At 71.2% G+C, this 21,474-nt stretch carries 19 protein-coding genes and 1 pseudogene; 18 read left to right on the forward strand and 2 right to left on the reverse strand.

Going from position 1 to position 21,474, the window contains the following annotated elements:
* From AB0368_RS17775 to AB0368_RS17800, 6 genes are all read left to right on the forward strand, one after another.
* Positions 1-1,659 carry a DUF4173 domain-containing protein gene (locus AB0368_RS17775; RefSeq protein ID WP_366154955.1) on the forward strand — a complete coding sequence of 553 codons (1,659 nt, stop codon included), beginning with the start codon at positions 1-3 and terminating at the stop codon, positions 1,657-1,659.
* A 40-nt stretch (positions 1,660-1,699) separates the two neighbouring features.
* Positions 1,700-2,089, forward strand: coding sequence for a hypothetical protein (locus tag AB0368_RS17780; RefSeq protein ID WP_366154956.1), 390 nt, complete (start codon positions 1,700-1,702; stop codon positions 2,087-2,089).
* Positions 2,086-3,711, forward strand: a complete 1,626-nt coding sequence (locus tag AB0368_RS17785) for a cation acetate symporter (protein ID WP_366154957.1) — start codon at positions 2,086-2,088, stop codon at positions 3,709-3,711. Before AB0368_RS17780 ends, AB0368_RS17785 begins: the two co-directional genes overlap by 4 nt.
* A 93-nt stretch (positions 3,712-3,804) precedes the next feature.
* Entirely contained in the window at positions 3,805-4,548 is a 744-nt protein-coding gene (locus AB0368_RS17790) for a hypothetical protein (protein WP_366154958.1), read from the forward strand.
* 126 nt (positions 4,549-4,674) lie between these two features.
* Complete coding sequence (locus AB0368_RS17795; protein WP_366154959.1) at positions 4,675-5,451, forward strand: ABC transporter ATP-binding protein; 777 nt, start codon at positions 4,675-4,677, stop codon at positions 5,449-5,451.
* Positions 5,442-7,040 (forward strand): ABC transporter permease, encoded by a 1,599-nt coding sequence (locus AB0368_RS17800; RefSeq protein ID WP_366154960.1) that lies wholly within the window; start codon positions 5,442-5,444, stop codon positions 7,038-7,040. Before AB0368_RS17795 ends, AB0368_RS17800 begins: the two co-directional genes overlap by 10 nt.
* Here the strand turns inward: AB0368_RS17800 and trpS are convergent.
* The gene (gene trpS, locus AB0368_RS17805; protein WP_366154961.1) at positions 7,034-8,059 is read right to left on the reverse strand and encodes a tryptophan--tRNA ligase; all 1,026 of its coding nucleotides are present in this window, start codon (positions 8,057-8,059) and stop codon (positions 7,034-7,036) included. The two genes, AB0368_RS17800 and trpS, sit on opposite strands and share 7 nt — an antisense overlap.
* A gap of 161 nt (positions 8,060-8,220) precedes the next feature.
* Here trpS and AB0368_RS17810 point away from each other — a divergent pair.
* The 10 genes and pseudogenes from AB0368_RS17810 to AB0368_RS17855 all read left to right on the forward strand — a co-directional run.
* Positions 8,221-8,763 (forward strand): annotated as a pseudogene (locus tag AB0368_RS17810) (flavin reductase family protein); the annotation flags it as partial.
* 138 nt (positions 8,764-8,901) lie between these two features.
* Positions 8,902-9,309, forward strand: coding sequence for a DUF485 domain-containing protein (locus AB0368_RS17815; protein ID WP_366154962.1), 408 nt, complete (start codon positions 8,902-8,904; stop codon positions 9,307-9,309).
* Positions 9,309-10,973: a cation acetate symporter gene (locus tag AB0368_RS17820; RefSeq protein WP_366155219.1), complete on the forward strand. Its 1,665-nt coding sequence runs from the start codon at positions 9,309-9,311 to the stop codon at positions 10,971-10,973. Before AB0368_RS17815 ends, AB0368_RS17820 begins: the two co-directional genes overlap by 1 nt.
* A 69-nt stretch (positions 10,974-11,042) precedes the next feature.
* Positions 11,043-12,008: an NAD-dependent epimerase/dehydratase family protein gene (locus AB0368_RS17825; protein ID WP_366154963.1), complete on the forward strand. Its 966-nt coding sequence runs from the start codon at positions 11,043-11,045 to the stop codon at positions 12,006-12,008.
* Positions 12,009-12,196: 188 nt separating this feature from the next.
* Positions 12,197-13,432 (forward strand): LCP family protein, encoded by a 1,236-nt coding sequence (locus tag AB0368_RS17830; RefSeq protein WP_366155220.1) that lies wholly within the window; start codon positions 12,197-12,199, stop codon positions 13,430-13,432.
* Between the two features lie 161 nt (positions 13,433-13,593).
* Positions 13,594-14,790 carry an LCP family protein gene (locus tag AB0368_RS17835; protein WP_366154964.1) on the forward strand — a complete coding sequence of 399 codons (1,197 nt, stop codon included), beginning with the start codon at positions 13,594-13,596 and terminating at the stop codon, positions 14,788-14,790.
* A 16-nt stretch (positions 14,791-14,806) separates the two neighbouring features.
* Positions 14,807-15,142 (forward strand): rhodanese-like domain-containing protein, encoded by a 336-nt coding sequence (locus AB0368_RS17840; RefSeq protein WP_366154965.1) that lies wholly within the window; start codon positions 14,807-14,809, stop codon positions 15,140-15,142.
* Positions 15,139-15,939: a glycerophosphodiester phosphodiesterase family protein gene (locus AB0368_RS17845; protein WP_366154966.1), complete on the forward strand. Its 801-nt coding sequence runs from the start codon at positions 15,139-15,141 to the stop codon at positions 15,937-15,939. The genes AB0368_RS17840 and AB0368_RS17845 overlap by 4 nt, the downstream gene beginning before the upstream one ends.
* A gap of 85 nt (positions 15,940-16,024) precedes the next feature.
* Positions 16,025-17,431 carry an ATP-binding protein gene (locus AB0368_RS17850; protein WP_366154967.1) on the forward strand — a complete coding sequence of 469 codons (1,407 nt, stop codon included), beginning with the start codon at positions 16,025-16,027 and terminating at the stop codon, positions 17,429-17,431.
* 72 nt (positions 17,432-17,503) lie between these two features.
* Positions 17,504-18,391, forward strand: a complete 888-nt coding sequence (locus tag AB0368_RS17855; RefSeq protein ID WP_366154968.1) for a DUF5926 family protein — start codon at positions 17,504-17,506, stop codon at positions 18,389-18,391.
* 162 nt (positions 18,392-18,553) lie between these two features.
* On the opposite strand, the gene AB0368_RS17860 is transcribed toward AB0368_RS17855, so the two are convergent.
* A complete protein-coding gene (locus tag AB0368_RS17860; protein WP_366154969.1) occupies positions 18,554-19,756 on the reverse strand; it encodes an arginine deiminase in 1,203 nt (400 codons plus the stop codon).
* 326 nt (positions 19,757-20,082) lie between these two features.
* Between AB0368_RS17860 and AB0368_RS17865 the strand changes: the two genes are divergently transcribed.
* Both AB0368_RS17865 and AB0368_RS17870 read left to right on the forward strand, forming a co-directional pair.
* Positions 20,083-20,820, forward strand: a complete 738-nt coding sequence (locus AB0368_RS17865; RefSeq protein ID WP_366155221.1) for a hypothetical protein — start codon at positions 20,083-20,085, stop codon at positions 20,818-20,820.
* Between the two features lie 147 nt (positions 20,821-20,967).
* Positions 20,968-21,438, forward strand: coding sequence for a hypothetical protein (locus AB0368_RS17870; protein WP_366154970.1), 471 nt, complete (start codon positions 20,968-20,970; stop codon positions 21,436-21,438).
* Positions 21,439-21,474: the final 36 nt, after the last annotated feature.

Consider the following 21,474-nt stretch of genomic DNA (forward strand, 5'->3'; position numbering starts at 1 on the left):
ATGCCGACCACCAGTCCACCGCCGGCCCAGCCCTCTCCTCCGCCCGGAAAACAGGCGGCCACCGCCCTCGCCGCGCCGCCCCCGGCCGGCCCGGCGGGTTATCGGCAACCTCCCGGCGCTCCCCCGGTGGCGCCGCTCCACGGTCCCTGGGCCGACCCGTCGCTCTTCGGCCGCCGCTGGCCAGGCCCCGGACGCCCGGCCACGGTCGCGACCTTGACGGCCGTCCTGCTCGCCGGCATCGTGGCGGCGCTCAGCATCCCACTCGACCGTCCCGGCATCGGATGGTCGGTCACCGCCGTCGCGGGAGTCGTCGCGCTGATCGTCGCCCGGGCCGTGCCGGGCAAGCTCTCGCCCACAGCACCACGGCCGCTGGTCGCCTGGCAGCCGCGGAAGCTCGGCAGCGATCGCTTCGGCTGGTCCGTGGCGACCCTCGCCCTGCTCGGCGTCGGGACGTTCCGCGCGGCCGGTTGGCTGTTCCTGCTCTGCCTCGCCACCTCGCTGCTCACCGGTGCGCTCGCCGTCGCGGGTGGACGGTCGACCCGGGGCATGCTGCTGGCGGCGCTGATGGCCCCGTTCGCCGGGCTGCGAGCGCTGCCGTGGCTCACCCGCGGGGCGACCACCGCGCGCCAGGGCGGCGGCAACGGTGCACGGATCGCGGCGACCGTCGCGGTGTCGGCAGTGCTGCTCCTGGTGTTCGGCTCGCTGTTCGCCTCCGCGGACGCCGCCTTCGCCGACATGATCGGCGCGGTCGTCCCGGACGTCGACGCGGGCACCGTCACCCGCTGGATCTTCGTCTTCACCGTGGCCGTCTGCGTGCTTGGCGGGGCCGCCTACCTGCGCGCCGCCCCGCCGGACCTGTCCGGACCGGACGGATCGGGACGCCGGCGCGTGACCAGGCTCGAGTGGGCCGTACCGCTGAGCCTGCTCGTCCTGCTCTTCGGGCTCTTCGTCGGCGTTCAGCTCACCGTCCTCTTCGGAGGCTCGCAGCACGTATTGGACACCGATGGCCTCACGTACGCGGAGTACGCCCGCGGCGGCTTCTGGCAGCTGCTGATCGTCACCGGGCTCACCCTGCTCGTCCTCGCCGGAGCCGCCCGGTGGGCGCCGCGCGGTACGCGTACCGACCGGGTGCTGATCCGTGCGGTGCTCGGGGCGCTGTCCGTCCTCACGCTCGTCATCGTGGCGTCGGCGCTGCACCGGATGGACCTCTACGCCGATACCTACGGGCTGACCCGCCTGCGCGTCCTGGTGTCGGTCTGCGAGATGTGGCTGGGCGTCGTGTTCCTCCTCGTGCTCGGCGCGGGCCTGCGGCTGAGGGCGTCGTGGCTGCCCCGGACCGTCGTGGCGGTGGGCGTGCTGGCCCTGCTCGGCCTCGCCGCGGCGAATCCCGATCACCTCATCGCCGACCGCAACGTGAGCCGGTACGAGCAGAGCGGAAGCATCGACACCGCGTACCTCTCGCAGCTGTCGGCCGATGCCGTGCCGGCGCTGGACCGCCTGCGGGGTGAACAGCGCGACTGCGCGCTGGAGCCGGTCTACAAGGACCTCGACGAGAATGTGGACGATCGGCGCGGCACCAACCTTGCCCGGGAGCGCGCCCGCGAGGTGCTCGCCAAGAATCCGCCCGTGTACCACTCCACCTGCGCGACGAGGCCGTAGCCTGCTTGACTTTGCGGCCCGAGCGGCCAGACTGCCGGTCATGAGCGACGAGACCGGTGCTGCGCCGAAGCGCACCCGGGTCGTGCTCGGCGAGGCCGCGGCCCGGCGCCGGCCGGCGGACCCGGCCCGGGCTCACCTGGCGGACGGGACCGCGGTCGGGGAGGCGCTGGTCAAGGGCCTGGTCCGGGCCCAGCTCGCGCTCGCCGTCCGGCTGGGCCTGGTGGTCGTGACCGGGCTCGGGGCGCTGCCCCTGCTCTTCGCGGTGGCGCCCGCGGTCGGGCAGGTCAAGGTGCTCGGGATCAACCTGCCGTGGCTGCTGCTCGGTTTCCTGTCGTTCCCGTTCCTGGTCGGGGTGGGCTGGGCCTATGTGCGCTGGGCGGAGCGCAACGAGCAGGAGTTCACCGCCGTCGTCCGCAGGCCCGAAGCGTGAATCCGTACGTCGTACCCGGGCTGGTCGTGGTCGTGCTGGTCACGGTCGGGATCGGCGCGTACGGCCTGCGCTTCGCCCGGACCACCTCGGACTTCCTGGTCGCCTCCCGGTCGGTCAGCCCGTCCTGGAACGCCGCCGCGATCAGTGGCGAGTACCTGTCCGCGGCGTCCTTCCTCGGCGTCGCCGGCCTGGTGCTGCGGTACGGCGTCGACGTCCTCTGGTATCCGGTCGGGTTCGCCGCCGGCTACCTGGCCCTGCTGCTCTTCGTCGCGGCGCCGCTGCGGCGGTCCGGCGCGTTCACCCTGCCCGACTTCTGCCAGGTGCGCCTGCGATCGCCGCTGCTGCGGAGGCTGGCGACCGTCTTCGTGGTCTTCATCGGCTGCCTCTATCTGGTGCCCCAGCTCCAAGGCGCCGGCCTCACGTTCACGACCGTCACCGGCGGCCGGTACGAGTGGGGCGCGCTGCTGGTCGGCCTGGTCGTCACCGCGAACGTCGCGCTCGGCGGGATGCGGGCCATCACGTTCGTCCAGGCGTTCCAGTACTGGCTCAAGCTGACGGCTCTGGCCGTACCAGTGATCTTTCTGGCGCTGCAATGGCAGGCGGACGGGCGCCCGGCTGTCACACCCCCGGCCGGCCCGGTCTTCTCCACCGCGACCACCGTCGTCGTCGAGCAGGACGCGGTGCTGGACGGCGCCATACGGGTACGGGCCGGCGACGAGCTCGCGTTCGCGCCCGGCGAGCGGGTGCCCGAGGTCAGCTCCGTCGAGGGGAACCGCGACGAGTCGTGGCTGCTGCCGGGCGGGAACTCCACCCTGTTCGCCACGTATTCGCTCATCCTGGCGACGTTCCTCGGCACGATGGGGCTGCCGCACGTCCTGGTCCGCTTCTACACCAATCCGGACGGCGCCTCGGCCCGCCGCACCACCCTGGTCGTGCTGGCGCTTGTCGGCCTCTTCTACCTGCTGCCGACCCTGTACGGGGTCCTCGGCCGCATCTACACCCCTCAACTGCTGATGACCGGGCGTACGGACGCAGTCGTGCTCATGCTGCCCGAGGCGGCGCTCGGCGGCGGCCACCTCGGCCAGTTCCTCGGCGCCCTGGTCACCGCGGGCGCCCTGGCGGCGTTCCTGTCGACGTCGTCCGGGCTGCTGACCAGCGTGGCGGGGGTGGTCTTCACGGACGTCATGCACGCCGACCGGGGTGGCTCGGTGCGGGACTTCCGGGTGGCCACGGTGCTCGCTGCGTCCGTACCGATGGCCCTGTCGGTGTATGTGGCCAACATGGACGTCTCGCGGGTGGTCGGGCTGGCGTTCGCGGTGGCGGCATCGAGCTTCTGCCCGTTGCTGGTGCTGGGCATCTGGTGGCGCGGCCTGACCGATGTCGGCGCGGTGGCCGGCATCGTGACCGGTGGGGGCGCGGCGATGGGTGCGGTGCTACTCACCGTTATGGGGCCGCCGCTGACCGGATGGCCGGCTCAGCTCGTCGGGCAGCCGGCCGCGTGGACGGTACCGCTGGCTTTCACGGTGATGGTGACCGGATCGCTGCTGACAAAGCGTCGTATACCCCCGGATATCGGTGCGACGATGCTCCGGCTGCACGCCCCGGAGTCACTGCGCCTCTAAATTTTTAGGAGTGTTTGCTGAACCCTTCGGTACCCACCCTCCGTAGATAACGATGCTGCAACGGGGCAGCTCGTCGAGACGAAGGAGCGGTGCATGTACCGGAGAAGCAGGATGACCGGCCGGACCCGCAAGGTGCTGATCGGCGTCGCGGCGGCGGCCCTCGCCGGCGGCGCTTTCGCCGTCAGCACGGGAATGAGTAGCGCGGGTGAGAGCTGTGCCGGCCTCGACACCGCCCTCCAGAACAACCTCACCTTCATCGCCGGCCAGAAGACCAACCCGGACGCCCTCTCCGAGGCGCGGATCGCGAACCGGCAGGCCGTCGTCGACCTGATCAACCAGCGCCGGGCGACCGCGGGCTGCACCGCCGACGTCCAGGCCCAGCCCCCCGCGCAGGGCCAGGGTCAGGGTCAAGGCAAGGGCCAAGGCCAGGCGCAGGGTCAAGGCCAGGGCAAGGGTCAAGGCCAGGCGCAGGGCAAGGGCCAAGGGCAGGCGCAGGGCCAGGGCCAGGCACAAGGCCAGGGCCAGAACCAGGGCCAGGGTCAGAACCAAGGCCAGAACCAGAACCAAGGCCAGAACCAGGGCGGCGCCGGCGAGGTCGTCTGCAAGGGCTCGACGGTGACCCTCTCCGGCGAGGGCGGCGACGCGGCCGCGTCCAGCGGCACCTTCCCGATCGGCACCACCCTCAAGGTGACCAACCTGGACAACAACAAGAGCACCACGGTCAAGGTGGCGAGCACGTCCGGCAGCTGTGTCCTGCTGAACAACGCGGCCTTCGAGCAGGTTCGCGAGGCGGGCAAATTCCTCATCCGACGTGCCGTGATCGAACGGGTCGGATAACCGTCCAACCACCCCACCCACCACCCACAATCGGACTGAAGGCTGCCGTCCGTAACGGCGTGGCCAGCGGCCCGGGCCTCCCACGGGGGTGGCCCGGGCCGCCGCATACCCGGTAGGTTGCGCGCCATGGCCGTACCCCATCAGCGCTCGAGCACCGAACCGGCGCTCGCGCTCCAGGGCCTGGTCAAGCGATTCGACACGAAGGTCGCGGTTGCCGGAATCGACCTGGATGTGCCCGCGGGCTCCTTCTTCGGCCTGCTCGGCCCGAACGGCGCCGGCAAGACCACCACGCTGTCCATGGCGGTCGGTCTGCTGCGGCCCGACGCGGGCCGGGCCCGGATCCTCGGGTACGACGTGTGGGCCGCCCCGACCGAGGCCAAGGCGCGGATCGGGGTGCTGCCGGACGGCGTACGCCTCTTCGACCGCCTCACCGGCACGGAGCTGCTGGCGTACCACGGGCTGTTGCGCGGCATGGACGCCGAGGTGGTCGACCGGCGCAGCGCCGAGCTGATGGACGTGCTGGAGCTCGGTGCCGGCAACCGCACCCTGGTCGTCGACTACTCGGCGGGCATGAAGAAGAAGATCGGCCTCGCCTGCGCGATGCTGCACGCGCCGCGGCTGCTGGTCCTCGACGAGCCGTTCGAGGCCGTGGACCCGGTCTCGGCGGCGCTGATCCGCGACATCCTGCACCGCTACGTCGCCGGGGGCGGGACGGTGGTCTTCTCCAGCCACGTCATGGCGGTCGTCGAGCGGCTGTGCAGCCACGTCGCGATCATGGCGGACGGCACCATCCGGGTGCGCGGCACCCTGGCCGAGGTACGAGGCGAGCGGTCGCTGGAGGACGTGTTCGTCGAGGTCGTCGGCGGGCGCACAGCGACCGGCTCGGAGCTCGCGTGGCTCTGAGCACCCGCCATTTCGTCCGTCTCAAACTGCGCCTCACCGCCAACGGCCTGCGGGCCCAGACGTGGCGCGTGGTCCTCTTCGTGCTCGGCGCCGTGCTCGCCGCCTGCGCCGCCGTCGTCGGGTACGCCGCCTTCGTCCTCCCCGGCCTGCTTGACGAGCAACGCGCCGCGGAGGTGCTCCTGCCCCTCGGCGGCGCGGCGATCGTGCTCGGCTGGCTGTTCCTGCCGCTGGTTTTCTTCGGGGTGGACGAGTCGCTGGACCCGGCACGGTTCGCCCTGCTGCCGCTTCCCCGCCGTACCCTGATCCGGGGTCTGCTGGCCGCCGCCCTCGTCGGCGTGCCGGCGGCGGCGACCTTCGCCGCAACCCTCGGCATGGTGCACGCGACGGCCCGGCTCGGCGGGGCCGGCGCCGCCCTGGTCGAACTGGCCGGGGTGACCACCGGCCTGCTGTTGTGCGCGGCCGTCAGCCGGGCGGTGACCAGCGCCTTCGCCACCGCCCTGCGCAGCCGCCGGGCCCGGGACCTCGCCACCGTCCTGCTCGCCGCCACCGCCGCGCTGCTCGGTCCGCTCCAGCTCGCCGCCCTGGCCGGGGCCCAGCACGCCGACTGGGAGCGGGTGGGTGGCGTGGCGGACGTGGTCGCGTGGACGCCGCTCGGCGCGCCGTACAGCATGGGTCTCGACGTCGTCGCGGGCCGGGCCTGGGCCGTCCCGGTCAAGCTCGCGCTGGTGCTGGCCACGATCGGCCTGCTGCTGTGGTGGTGGTCCACGACGGTGGAGCGCGCCATGGTCGGCACGGCGGCGAGCCCCCGCCCCCGGCAGCGGACGGCCACGAACCGGAAGCCGGTGGCGCAACTGGTGCCGCGCTGGCTCCCGCGCAACCGGTTCGGCGCGCTGGCCGCGCGCGAGGCCCGGTACTGGTGGCGCGAGAGCCGCCGGCGCGCCAGCCTGATCACCTTCTCCGTGGTGGGCGTGTTCCTGCCGGCCTTCGCCGCGGCCGCGAGCGACGGCCCGGCGGCACCGACCGGCATGCTCATCCTCGTCGGCGCCCTGGCGGCGATCAGCCTTGCCAACCAGTTCGGCTTCGAGGGCAGCGCCTACGCGGCCAACATCGTGGCCGGGGTCCCGGGGCGCGTCGAGCTGGCGTCGCGGATCGCCGGGTTCTCCGCGTACGCCGTACCTGCCCTGCTCGTGATCGCGCTGGTCGTAGGCATGGTGACCGGCCGCCCGCAAACCATCCCGGTGCTGGCGGGCACGCTCCTGGCCGCATACGGGGTGGGCCTCGCGATCGTGCTGCCCCTCTCGGTCCGGGCGGCGTACGCCCTGCCCGACACCGTCAACCCGTTCGCCATGTCGTCGGGCGGCGGCCTCGCCAAGGGCCTGCTGAGCCTCGGCGCCCTTCTCGGCGCGGCCCTGGCCACCGCTCCGCTCCAGCTCGGCGCCCATCTGCTCGGCGACGTCTGGCTGTGGGTCGGACCGCCGATCGGGATCGGCTACGGCGTGGGCGCGCTCGCCCTCGGGCTCCGCCTGGCCGGCCCGATGCTGGACCGGCGAGCACCCGAACTGCTCGCCACCGTGAGCGCGGCTCAGTAGACCGTACCCATCGCCTCCCGTACCTCCCGCAACGTCTGATCCGCGATCGCATTGGCCCGCGCGTTCCCGGTCCGCAGCACGTCACGGACGAAACCCAGATCTTTCGCGTACGCCGCCCGCCGCTCCCGCATCGGCGCCAGGAAATCGTTGACCGCCTCGGTGACAGTCCGCTTGAGCCGGGCGGCCCCCGCATCCCCGACCTCGGCCGCGACGTCGTGCGGATCCCGGCCCAGGCAGAGGGCTGCGAGGTGGACCAGCCCGGACACCCCCGGCCGGCGCTCGGGTTCGTACGTGATGTGACGGTCCGCGTCTGTCGTGGCCGCCCTGATGAGCCGCGCGGTCTCGTCCGGCGTCGCGGAGAGCGCGATCGCGTTCCCCCGGCTCTTGCTCATCTTCCGCCCGTCGGTCCCCGCCAGCACCGGGGCGTCGCTGAGCAGTCCCTCGGGTACGGGGAACACCGGCCCGTACCGCTCGTTGAAGCGCCGGGCGACGGTACGCGTCACCTCGATGTGCGGCATCTGGTCCTGCCCCACCGGGACGAGGTTGCCCTTGCAGAACAGGATGTCCGCGGCCTGGTGCACCGGGTACGTGAACATCAGCCCGCTTACCGTGCTCTGCCGGGAGTGCGCGATCTCGTCCTTGACGGTCGGGTTGCGCTGCAACTCGGGCACGCTGACCAGGCTGAGGAACGGCAGCAGCAGCTGATGGAGCGCGGGCACGGCACTGTGCGCGAAGATCGTGGCCCGTTCGGGATCCAGCCCGGCGGCAAGGTAGTCGAGCAGCAGCCCGTCGACGGTCTCGACCAGCCGGTCGGCGACGTCCCGGTCGGTCAGCACCTGATAGTCGGCCACGATGACGACCATGTCGACGCCGCGCCGCTGCAGCTCCACCCGGTTGCGCAGCGTGCCGAAGTAGTGGCCGAGGTGCAGCGGCCCGGTCGGCCGGTCCCCGGTCAGGACTCGGAAGTCCTGGGGCGCGGCGGCGATGCGCTCCTCGAGCGGAATGGCGGTAGTGATCATTCTGTCTCCTCAGGGGTCGCGGACAGCCCTGCGGAAACAAAGAACGGGCCGTCCGAGTGGACGGCCCGAGCGCGATGGGGTAGCCGTCCCTAGGACAGCCACCAACCCTGCACGCGCGCGGTATTCACGCCCCCGAGCTTACCCTCCCCCGTCTGACCAGCGGCAGAATGTTTCACGTGAATCCTGATGCCGGTGGGCACATCCACTCGACGGACCCGTTCGCCACGCCTGAGCGGGACAAGTCTTCGGTGCGGCGGCTTCGGGGCCGCCTCGCCGCACCCGTCACGCTGTGGACCGCTCCCGGGCCCGCCGGCCTCACCGTCTCCTCGATGCTGGTCGCCGACGGCGATCCGGGGCGGGTGCTCGGCCTGGTCGACGAGGAGAGCGACTTCTGGGACGCCGCCGCCACCGCCAAGCGCTTCGCGGTCACTCCGCTCGGGCTCGGCGATCAGCAGCTCGCCGACCGGTTCGCCGGGCTCATGCCGGCGCCCGGCGGGCTCTTCGCGGGTGGTGACTGGGTGGAGACCGAGTACGGCCCGGTGCCCGGGCAGGCCGGCACCTGGGCGGGGTGCCGGCTGGATGCCGAGCGGCCGTACGGGTGGGCCCTCCTGGTCGAGGCCACGATCGAGAGCGTGGTCATCGGTCCGGGCGACGCCACGCCGTTGCTGCACTTTCGGGGTCGGTACCGGAAGTTCGACCGATGAGCGCACGCTGACTGCCGCTCGGCGCAGCCGCTGACCGGCGGCCAGTGATCGACGCCACTGCTTCGTACGGTGCCGGGAGACCCCGCCCTACGAAGACGGTGCGGGAAAGACCCGCCCCCACGAAGGTGGTGAGCCCCGTTGACGACCGATGCGACCCCGACCGACAGGTACATCGAGGTCCAGCAGTCCGCCGAATTCACCGGGTTGCGCCGCAAGCTGCGCAACTTCGTCTTCCCCATGACGGTCGCGTTCTTCCTCTGGTACGCGCTGTACGTCCTGCTCTCCGCGTACGCCCGCGGTTTCATGTCCGTGAAGCTCGTCGGCAACATCAACGTCGCGCTGCTGTTCGGCCTGCTCCAGTTCGTGTCGACGTTCCTGATCGCCTGGTACTACTCGCGCTACGCCGCAAAGGAGCTCGACCCGGTGGCCGACAGGATCGGCGCGGACCTGGCCGGCGGCGGCCCCGTTCCCGTCGCCAGTGAGCCGCAGACGACCACCGCTGAGCCGCAGGAGACCACCACCACGGACACGGAGGCGGCGAAATGATGAACCTGGCGGCCGAGGCGACGACCTCGACGAGTCGCACGCTGACGATCACGCTCTTCCTGATCTTCGTCGCGATCACCCTCGCCATCACCGTGTGGGCCAGCCGGCAGACCAAGACCGCCACCGACTTCTACGCCGGCGGCCGGCAGTTCTCCGGGTTCCAGAACGGCATGGCGATCGGCGGCGACTACATGTCGGCGGCGTCCTTCCTGGGCATCGCCGGCCTGATCGCCCTGTACGGCTACGACGGCTTCCTCTACTCGATCGGCTTCCTGGTGGCGTGGCTCGTCGCGCTGCTGCTGGTCGCGGAGTTCCTGCGCAACGCGGGCCGCTACACGATGGCCGACGTCCTGGCGTTCCGGATGCGGCAGCGCCCGGTGCGGACGGCCGCGTCCGTGTCCACCATCGTCGTGTCGATCTTCTACCTGATCGCCCAGATGGTCGGCGCCGGCGCGCTCGTGTCGCTGCTGCTCGGGATCAAGCCCGGCACGACCTTCCTCGGCATGGACGCCGCCACCGCGAAGGTCGCGACGATCATCCTGGTCGGCGCGCTGATGATCGTGTACGTCGTGGTCGGCGGCATGAAGGGCACCACGTACGTCCAGATCGTCAAGGCGTTCCTGCTGATGACCGGCGCCCTGGTGATGACGGTGATGGTGCTGGCGCACTACAAGTTCAACCTGTCGTCCCTGCTCGGCGACGCCGCGGAGCATTCCGGCAAGGGCAGCGCCTTCCTCGAGCCCGGCCTGCGGTACGGCGTCGAGTCGGCCAGCGCCTCGGCGACCTTCTACAGCAAGATGGACCTGCTCTCGCTGGGCATCGCCCTGGTGCTGGGCACGGCCGGTCTGCCGCACATCCTGACCCGCTTCTACACGGTCCCCACCAGCCGGATCGCCCGTAAGAGCGTGCTCTGGGCGATCGGCATCATCGGCACCTTCTACCTGTTCACCCTGGCGCTGGGCTTCGGCGCGGCGGCCCTGGTGGGCGGCAAGGCGATCACCGCGCAGGACAAGGCCGGCAACACGGCGGCGCCGCAGCTGGCCCAGGCGCTCGGCATCGACTACCTGGGCGGCGACACCGGCGGCGCGGTGCTGCTGGCGATCATCGCGGCCGTTGCCTTCGCCACGATCCTCGCGGTGGTGGCCGGCCTGACCCTGGCGTCGTCGTCGAGCGTGGCGCATGACTTCTACGCCAGCGTCATCAAGCGCGGCCAGGCGGGCGAGCGCGACGAGGTGCGGGTGGCCCGGATCGCCGCCTTCGTCATCGGCGCGGTTGCGATCGTCCTGTCGATCTTCGCGCAGAGCCTCAACGTGGCGTTCCTGGTCGCGCTGGCGTTCGCGGTGGCGGCCTCGGCCAACCTGCCGGCGATCCTCTACAGCCTGTTCTGGAGGCGGTTCAACACCTCCGGCGCGCTGTGGTCGATCTACGGCGGCCTGACCGCCGCGGTGGTCCTGGTGTTTTTCTCGCCGGTCGTCTCCGGCTCCGCCACGGCCATGTTCCCCGACTCGGACTGGCACTGGTTCCCGCTCAACAACCCGGGCATCATCTCCATCCCCATCGGGTTCCTCTGCGGCTGGATCGGCACCGTCCTGTCGAAGGAGAGTGACGCCGACAAATACGCCGAGCTCGAGGTCCGGTCGCTGACCGGGCACGGGGCGCACTGAGCACGAGGGGTAGGGAACGGGGCCGATCCGGAAATCGCGGGTCGGCCCCGGTCGCCTAGAGTGACCCTCATGGCGGTGCAGCAGCGGTTCGGCGAGGGACATCGGATTCTGGTCAGCGGCGGGGCCGGCTTCGTGCCGTCCCACGTGGTCGACGCCCTGCTCGCCCGCGGCTGCACGGTCGTCGCCATCGACAACTTCGTCACGGGTACGGCCGACAACGTCGCCCACCTGGCCTCGGAGCCGCGCTTCACGCTCATCGAGGCCGACGTCACCGACGGCCTGCCCGCGCACCAGGCGATGACCGAGCGCTTCGACGCCATCCTGCACATGGCCTCGCCCGCCAGCCCCACCGACTTCGCCAAGCTGCCGGTGGAGATCCTCAAGGTCGGCTCGGCCGGCACGCTGGCGCTGCTCGACCGCGCCGTCGCCGACGCGGCCCGCTTCCTGATGGCGTCCACCTCCGAGGCGTACGGCGACCCGGCCGTGCACCCGCAGCCGGAGAGCTACTGGGGCAACGTCAACCCGGTCGGCGTGCGCGCGGTCTACGACGAGGCGAAGCGGTTCTCCGAGGCGGCCACGATGGCGTACCACCGCTTCCACCAGCTCGACACGGCCATCGTGCGCATCTTCAACACGTACGGCCCGCGCATGCGCCCCGACGACGGACGGGCGATCCCCACCTTCATCTCGCAGGCGCTGCGCAACGCCCCGATCACCGTGCACGGCACCGGCGCGCAGACCCGCTCGATCACGTACGTCGACGACCTGGTCCGCGGCATCCTGCTGCTGCTCGACTCCACCGAGACCGGCCCCATCAACTGCGGCACCGAGCACGAGCTCACCATGCTCGAGCTGGCCGAGCTGATCGTGAAGCTCGCCGGCAGCACCTCTCGCATCGAGCTGATCGAGCGTACGGCCGACGACCCGGAGAAGCGCCGCCCCGACCTCACCCTGGCCCGCACCCTCCTCGGCTACGAACCGCAGGTGGCGCCCGAGGAGGGCCTGCGGCGCACGATCGAGTTCTTCGCCCAGTGAGTAATTGATCGCAGTAGTGAACGTTGCACGAACGGTAATTGTCTCCCTCGTTCGTGCCGAGCCGGTGTCGATGCACGCTTTGCCTGGTTGCCGGTACGTAATCTGAAGTCATGTCTGCGACTTCGTCCTCTTGGGGTAGCCCCGCCGGCCGGGCTTCGGTGCCGGGCTCGGTGGGTATGCCGGGCGCCATGAACCGCGCCTCGGTTCCCGGGTCCTCCGGCCGCGTGGGCACCAGCCGTCCCGGCTCGGGCCGCACGTACGGTGATCGTCCGGCGGGTGCCCAGCGCCCCGGGAGCGGCCGCGCGTACAGCGACGGCGCGGAGGAGTGGCCGCCGCGCGGCGCGGGTGGCGGACCGGGTGGCCCGGCGGGACCGCCGCGGGGGCCAGGAAAGCCGGGTGGCCGGTCGTACAAGGGCAAGCGCAAGCCGCACTGGGGCCGCATCGCCCTGGTGGCGGGCGCCGCGGTCCTCGTGATCGGCCTGGTCGCCGCGGTCTCGATCTACGGGTACGCCAACGGGCTCAACGGCGACCTCAAGCGCACGGACGCGTTCTCCGACCTCACCAACGGCCGACCGGTCAAGGAGGTCGAGGGCGCGCTGAACATCCTGCTGGTCGGCAGCGACTCGCGGGACCCGGACGCGACCAAGGAGTCGACGAACGCCTGGCGCGCGGACACGCTGATCGTCATGCACATCCCCGAGGACCACAAGTCGGCGCAGCTCGTGTCAATCCCGCGGGACCTGTGGGTGAACATCCCGTCGGCCAACGACGCCGAGTGCAGCAACGGCAGCCGCAACAAGATCAATGCCGCGTTCGCCTTCGGCGGGCTGCCGCGGGCGGTCCGGACCGTCGAGTGCATGACCGACGTCCACCTGGACCACGTGCTGGCGATCGACTTCGGCGGCTTCAAGGAGGTCACCGACGCGCTCGGCGGCGTGGACCTCAAGGTGGAGCAGAGCATCACGTCGATCCACAAGCCGCACCGCAAGTTCACCAAGGGCACGATGCACATGGACGGGGCGCAGGCCCTGGACTGGATCCGCCAGCGCAAGCAGTTCGCCCGGGGCGACTTCGCCCGGATGCAGCACCAGCAGGACTTCCTGAAGGCGCTGATGGACAAGGCGGCGAGCGGCGGCACGCTGAGCAACCCGGGCAAGCTCAACGACTTCCTCAAGTCGGTCACCAAGGCGATCACCGCCGACCAGGACTTCTCACTCACCGACATGGCGCTGCAGTTCCGTAACCTGCGCGGGGAGAACCTCACCTTCCTCACCAGCCCCAACAAGGGCAGCGAGACCATCGAGGGACAGAGCGTCGTGGTCGCGGACCGGGAGAAGGCTTTGGCTATGTACAAGGCGATGTCTGCCGACAAGATGGGCGAGTGGATGACGGCGAACAAATCGTCGAACCAGGCGGGCGGCTGATTCCCCGGAATCGGTCAAACGGCGCGGGTCGGCGGTTATTGCCACCCGCGCCGTTTTGGTTAACGGTGCGTGTATCGCTCTGGAACAGATGAGGTCTCGCACGAGATCGAAGTTGAACGTACAGTGACTTCCGCCGTTGACGCCTATCGCTGGGAGAGTTCGTGACCGTCCAGACCACCCGGCGCCCCCCGTCGCCGGATCGGAACGGCAGTCGTGGTCCACAGCGAAACACCCGGCCGCCGATCGTCGCGGCGCCGCCCACGACGCGGACGAAGCGCAAGGACCCGCTCTGGGCCAAGCTGATCGTCGTGTTCGGCGCGCTCCTGATGATGGGCAGCGGCGCCGGCGTCGTCGGCACCAAGTGGATGGTGAGCAACGCGACCAAATCGGTGACGCAGGACGACCTGCTCGGCGGCACGGGGAAGAACTCGGCCGAGGGTGGCGGCGACATCAAGGGCCCGGTCGACATCCTGCTCATGGGCGTCGACGCGCGGAAGCGCTGGGCCGTGGACGACCTCCGGTCCGACACGATCATGGCGCTGCACATCCCGGCCAGCCATGACCAGGCGTACCTGGTCTCCATCCCGCGCGACACCGAGATGCAGGTTCCCGCCTTCCCCAGGGCGAAGTACGCGGGTGGCACCGCCAAGGCGACCGAGGTCTTCTTCCACGGCGCGCAGAACGGCGGCGGCTGGGCCGGCGGTGCTCAGCTCATGGCGCAGACCATCAAGGCCAACACGGGGATGACCTTCGACGGCGCGGCGATCATCGACTTCAACGGCTTCAAGAGCGTGATCGATGCGCTCGGCGGCGTCCACATGTGCGTCACCCAGCGGGTCAAGTCGCACCACATGCAGCTCGTCAACGGCAAGCCGATGTATCTGGCCGAGGCCCGCAAGACCGCCGGAACCCACAAGGACATCTGGTACGAGAAGGGCTGCCGCGACATGGAGGGCTGGGAGGCCCTCGACTACTCCCGCCAGCGGTACGGCCTCAAGAACGGCGACTACGACCGCCAGAACAACCAGCGGAGGCTCGTCAAGGCGATGGCCAAGAAGGCGGCGAGCAGCGGCGTGCTGAGCAACCCGCTCAAGGTCAACAACCTGATCAAGGCGGCCGGCAAGGCGTTCGTGCTGGACACCGGCGGCGTACCGGTGGCCGACTTCATCTTCGGGCTCAAAGGGGTCGCGGCCAACGACATGGTGCTGCTGCGGACCAACAACGGCACCTTCGCCGGCAACAGCAACGGCCGCGAGACCATCACGCCCAAGAGCATGGAGATGTACGAGGCGGTCAAGCAGGACAAACTCTCCGAGTTCATCCTCGCCAACCCGGACGTCGTCGCCACCGAGAAGTAGTTCTACGCTGAGGGGCGTGTTCGGACCACAGGTACCCAGCGTGACGCCCGCTCAGGTCGAGCCTTCGGCCTACCTGCTCGACGTGCGGGAGCCCGACGAATGGCAGGCCGGCCACGCGCCGGACGCCCACCACATGCCGATGATGGAGGTCCCGGCGCGCATCGCCGAGATCCCGAACGACACCGAGGTTGTCGTCGTGTGCCGCTCCGGCGGGCGCTCGGGGCAGGTCGTCTCGTACCTCATGGGCAACGGCTGGGACAACGTGCGCAACCTCGACGGCGGCATGCAGGCCTGGGCCGGCGAGGGGCGCGAGGTCGTCAGCGAGAACGGGCACCCGGCCCACATCCTGTGAGACCCGGCCGGCCCTTGATCTTCGCGCACCGCGGCGGGGCGGACGCGCTGCCCGAACACACCCTCGCCGCGTACCTGCGGGCACTCGACGAGGGTGCCGACGGCGTGGAATGCGACGTCCGGCTGACCCGGGACGGGCACCTCGTCTGCGTCCACGACCGGCGCCTCGACCGCACCAGCAACGGCCGGGGGCGGGTCAGCACCAAGACGCTCGCGGAGCTCGACGCGCTCGACTTCGGCTCCTGGCACGCCGCGGCGGCCGAGCTGGACGAGCCCGTGGACGACTACACCCGGCTGTTGACGCTGGACCGTCTCCTGGAGGCGCTGCGTGACAGCGGGCGGCCGGTCCGGTTACTCATCGAGACCAAGCACCCGTCACGGTACGGCGCGGAGGTCGAGCGCCGGCTGGTCCGTACGCTGCGCCGGCACGGGCTGGCGGAGCCGGGGCCGGCTGTGCCCGTACACGTGACTGTCATGTCTTTCGCGGCGCTCGCGCTGCGCCGGGTCCGCGCGCTGGCACCCGGCATCCCGACCGTCTATCTCCTGGAGATCCTGCCGCCGGGGGTGGGACGAGGACGGCTGCCGTTCGGGGCCCGGATCGCCGGTCCCGGTATCGGGCTGGTCCGCGCCCGGCCCAGTCTTGTGCCCGCACTGCGCGCGGCCGGGCTGCAGACGTACGTGTGGACCGTCAACGACGAGAGCGACCTCGACCTCGTGCTGGCCCAGCGGGCGGACGGGATCATCACCGACCGCCCACGCTTCGTGATCGACGCGCTCGAGAACGCACCCGGAGTGTGACGCGGGACACTCTCCAGCCGATTATCGACAAGATCGACACCTACCGCCCTGCCGAAACGGGCGGAAGCGAGGCAGACTCGCAGACATGCCGGACGGACCCGACTACGCCGCGCTGACGCGGGGGCAGCTCGCGCTCCTCGACCGGGTCAACGCGGGCGAGACGGGCCTCGCCGTGCTCGACGCCATCGTCCGGCTCGCCCGGGACGTGCTCGGCGCGCTCGGCGCCGGCTTCGCCGAGTACAGCCCCGGCCACGGCCGGATCATCGCGGCGACCGGCTCCTGCGCCCGGGCCCTCGGCCGGCGCGTCCCCGAGGGGACCGTCGACTCCTGCAACGGCGTGTTCTCCGGCCACATCGAGGGCGGCGGCGGGCACCGCGTCCTCGGCGCACCCTGCGAAGCCGGCGGGCTCACCGTCGGCTCCCTGCACGTCTCGTACGGCGACGACGCCGGCGAACCCACCCCCGAGCATCGGGCGGTGCTCGAACTGCTCGCCGCCAGCGTCGGGCACATGTACGGCAACCAGGCGGGCCTGCCGGTGCACGGCGACGGCCCGGTGGTGGCGGCCCTCGCCGACGGCCTGGCGGTGATCGATCGCGACGGTGTCGTCCAGCTCTGGAACCCGGCCGCCGAGCGACTCACCGGGCGTACGGCCGCCGAGACGCTGCACCGTCAACTGCCCTTCCCCGTGCCGCCGCCCGGCCAGGTCCTCGTGCACCGCCTCCCCTCCGGCCGGCGGCTCAAGGTCACGGCCGGCGACCTGCCGCCCACCCCCGGGACGCGGGTCGTGACGTTCCGCGACTCCACCGACCAGGACCGCCGCAACGAGGACCGCGACCTGTTCGTCGCCGTCACCAGCCACGAGCTGCGTACCCCGGTCACCGTGATCAAGGGGTACGCCGACACGCTGACGAACCACTGGGACTCCCTCGGCGAGGACGGGCGCCAGGAGGCCGTACGGGTGATCGGCGCCCGGGCCGGCGAACTGGCCCGGCTGGTGGACCGGCTGCTCTCGGCCACCAGCGACGACAGCGGGGTCGGCGGCTCCCCGCCGGGACCCTTCGACCTGGTGGACGCGTTGCGCGCGGCGGCCGGGGAGCTCCCCGCCGACCTGCGCCGCCGGCTGGACCTGGCGGAGCTGCCGGGCGACCTCCCGAAGGCGTACGGCGACCGCGACTCCCTCGCCACGATCCTCACGGAGCTCGCCACCAACGCCGACAAGTACTCGCCCGGCGAGACCGAGGTGACCGTGACCGCGGCCGCCGACGAGGCGACGGTGACGTTCCGGGTGGCGGACCGCGGCATCGGCGTGAAACCCGAGCACGTCGAGCGCGCCTTCGAGCGCTACTGGCAGGGCGACAACGCGCATCTTCCGGGCGCCGGGCTGGGCCTCTATCTCGTTCGCCGGATCGTCGAGCGGCAGCAGGGCTGGGTGTCGTTACGCCCGCGCGACGGCGGCGGCACGGTGGCGGAGGTCCGGCTCCCTCGAGCCTGAGGACCATGATCGATGTGGACACGGCGGGCCACGTGCCGCGGATCCGGCCCGGAACGCCTAGGCTGGATCGCCGTGAGCAAGCGTCGAAAGAACCCCCGAGCCGCCGCCGACGCGGCGCCCAAGCGCCAGAAGGTGCGTGACATCTTCGTCGCCCGGCCGTTCGAGGGCCTGGCCGACGAGACCGAGTGGATCGCCCTGCGTGAGCTGGTCCCGGCCGCGTCCGCGCCGCTGACCCTCAAGCCGGAGATCGTCGAGGAGTACGGCGACCGCCCGGTCACCCTCTCCACGGTCCTGCCGATGGCCTGGCCCGCGATGACCCGGCAGGACGGCCGCGTCTTCGTCGGCCTCCAGCGCCACATCCAGTCCGGCGACGTGTCCCGCGACATCGCCGAGGCCGTCCTGTGCGCCCTGCGAACCCAGCCGGGCGACACCGTGGCCGTCCCCGCCCTCCCCGGCGAGGGCCCGCGCCTGCAGGACATCCTCGTGGACGGGCCGCTCGACATCGCGATGCACGACGGCTTCGAGTACTGGCTCGACGCCGAGCAGGCCCAGGACGCCACCGTGAAGGCGTCGCTGGAGCGGGCGAACGCCTCCATCTACCCGACGGTGCGGTTGTCGGCGGCGCACGCGGCGTACTGGTGCCGGGTGCCGGACAAGGCACACGTCCGCTGGGTCCTGCCCGAGGCCGAGGACGCGGCGCTGGACGCGCTGGCGCGGCTCTCCGCCGCCGGCGATCTGGTGCTGGGTGACAACACCAAGTTCGCCGGCATGTTCCGGGCCCACGGGCTGCTGGTGCCGGTCTGGGACGTGCCGGGCGAGCCGGACGGCGCGGACTGGGAGGCGCCGCTGGCCGACTTCGCCAAGCGCTACGCGGACACGCTCGCCGAGACGGGCCCGCTGGACAGCGCCGCCCGCCGCGCCAAGCAGGGCCTCGTAGGCCGCCAACTCACGCTCCGCTGAGCCGAGCCGCTTTGCCGAGCCGAACCGCTCGGCTGAGCCGGTTCGGCTCGACCGCGACGGACCATCGCCCCCGCCCGGATGGCGGCGCGGCGAGGTCGGGACGGCACCGCCCTGGCGTGTGTCACGGGGCGGGGCTGTGCCCGTATTCAAAAAAGCCTGTAGTTAAAGAGGGCGCCGTTCCACCGGGCATGACATGCAGCGCGGGCCGCCGCGACCCGAACCGAGCTCCGAACCGCTGATCGCGATGACCTCGATGCCGGCCCGCTCCAGCTGGGCGTTGGTCTCGACGTTGCGCTCGTACGCGACACACAGGCGCGGTGCGATCGCGAGCGTGTTGTTGCCGTCGTCCCATTGTTCGCGCTCGGCGGTCACCGGGTCCAGGCCGGTGTCGATGACGCGCAGCCGGTCGATGCCCATCGCCTCCGCGGCGGCGACCAGGAACGGACGGGCCGCGCCCACCACGGGTTCACCATCGAAACCCGAGGTCACCGGGTACGCCTGGAGCGTGTCCGCGATGTTCGGGTACATCACCACGGCGTCGGCGTCGACCATCGTGCACACGGTGTCGAGGTGCATCGTCGCGCGCTCCTGAGCGATCGGCACCGCGAGGATCGTGTGGGCCAGGCCCGCCGCGAACACCCGGCGGGCCAGCCGTTCCGCGCCGGCGGGGGTGGTGCGCTCACCGACCCCGATCGCCAGTACGTCGGGGGCGAGCAGGAGCACGTCGCCGCCCTCCACGTGCTCGAGGCCCGGGGTGTAGAGCAGCTCGGTGCCCGCGAACCGGGGGTGGTGGGTGTAGATGGCCCGGGTCAGCGTGGTCTCTCGGCCCCGGGCGGGCATGGCGAGGCTGGTGACCGCCACCCGGTCGCGTACCCACACCGACGAGTCCCGGGTGAACAGCAGGTTGGGCAGCGGATCGATGACGAAGTCGTGCCGGTCCATGAGCTCGTAGACCAGCCCGCCGCCCTTCCCCGGACCGGGTTTCACCTCCTCGTGTGCGAGCCCTGCCATGAGCACGTGGGCGAGCTCGCCGGGCCCGAGGTCGGCCAGATGCGCCGCGACCCGTTCCCGGAGGCTGTCGCCCAGCCGCGGCCCCGCCAGCACGCCCTGCGTCAGCTCGGCGCGCGCCTCGGGCACCTCGAGCGTCTGCTCGATCAGCTCGCCGAGGTAGAGCACCTCGACGCCCCGGTCGCGCAGCGCCTGGGCGAACCGGTCGTGCTCCTCCTGGGCCCGCCCGACCCACGGGATGCCGTCGAAGAGCAGGGAGTCGTTGTTCCTCGGAGTCAGCCTCGCGAGCTCGGCACCGGGGCGGTGCAGCATGACGGTGGCGAGCTGGGCGACTTCACTGTCCACGTAAGGAGGCACGGGTCGAGCCTAGGACCTGGAGGCGCCGGTGGCCCGGGGAGCCGATTTTGTCCCTACTGTCCGCATCCTTGCTGTGACGTTGCGCCAAGATTCGAGACATGGATGCGTTTCACGTAAGGGCACGCTAACTTGACGGAGGACGTTTCGGATCCCAGGGGAGTCCTAGGTCGCGTGATGCACCATACGGAAAAAGAGGATGTGCGTGAATGCGGCATTCATCCCCACTCATTCCGCTTTCTTTCGCGTGTGATGGCTTGCTTCTGTACCCGGTCCAACACATACCGTAGTGGAAAGAGAGCCCGATGGACCTTTTGCCGGAGGTCGCAGTGACTGTCTTCCCCGCACGCCCCGCCCTGCCCGTGCCCCATCGACCGCATCCCCCCGCCATCGACCCCCGACGCACCACACCGCCCGCCGCGCTCGAGCCGGTCCGCCCCAGCCCCGTCGAGTGGGCCCGCCGTCGTCGCGCCGAACGGGACGCCCGCCGCCTCGAGGCCGCCGGCGCCCGCGCGCTGACCCGCCTCGACCGCCTCGGACCCGCGTGGCACGTCATCGACTGGCCCCGTACCGACTCGCTGGGCTACGAGCACGACGCCGGCGACGACCGGGCCGGATTCCTCGCGATCGGCCCCGGTGGCGTCTACGCCGTCACGGTCGCCGACCACGGCCGGGCCCGTGTCCTGATCGCCGGGGACGTGGTCCAGATCAACGGCAAGCGTCCCGCGTACGTGGCCGACGCCCGCCGCGACGCCAAGCGTGCCGGCCGTGCCATGAGCTCCGCCGTCGGCCTGACCGTGCCGGTGACGCCCGTACTGGCCTTCGTCGGCTCCGGCGTCATCAGCGTCCACGGCCTGCCGAAGGACTGTCTGGTCGCCACCCACAAGGAGCTCGACCGACTGCTGATCGCCGGCGGTGCGCGCATCTCGCCGGCCACGGCCAGCAAACTCTCCGCCGTGGCGCAGCACCCCGCCACCTGGGCGAACGCCCCCTACCGCCCCGGGGGCGACTACCGGTGGTACGCCGGCGACCAAACGGCCGCTGACAAGCGGGCGACCCGCCGGTAACGTTCCTTCCAGTGCTCCGCTCGCCGTCGAGGCTTGACGCGAGCGCCGCCGGCCGGACACTCGAGGTGTGAGACCGTGGGGTCTCGAGCCTCGTCGGTCCGGTCGGAGTCGGGTCCGCCGGACGGCACGGATGACAGGGAGGTGCGGGTGGCGCACGTGGAGCTCTCACTCTCGGGAGCGTTCGTGCCCCAGGCGCGGACGCCGGACGAATCGGAGTTCGTCTCGAACATCGACCGCTGGGCCGCGACGGTCTGGCAGGCCGTCGAGCCGTGCCTGGTGATCGACGTGAGTTCCACCATCGTCGCCGTGTCCCCCTCGGCGAGCGACCTGCTCGGCCTCGGCAAGGGAGCCGACGTGGTCGGCCGCCCCCTGCTCGGCGGCGAGGGCGCCCTGCGCCTCATCGACTTCACCGCCGGCGGCGGCGACCTGACGGAGCAGGAGATCGAGAAGATCCCGCCCCTGCTGGCGCTGACGTCGGAACGACTGGCGCGCGGGCTGATGCGGATCCAGCCGCCCTCGGAGGAGCGGCACGTGACGGTCGACGCGATCGCCACGCCGATCCTGGAGAACGCTCGGGTGGTCGCCTCCCTGACCTTCTTCTCCGCGATCCGCTACTGACGTGTGGCGATCAACGCACCGGTAACCCATTGGGGT

Source organism: Actinoplanes sp. NPDC051475 (assembly GCF_040689425.1).
Lineage (GTDB): Bacteria > Actinomycetota > Actinomycetes > Mycobacteriales > Micromonosporaceae > Actinoplanes.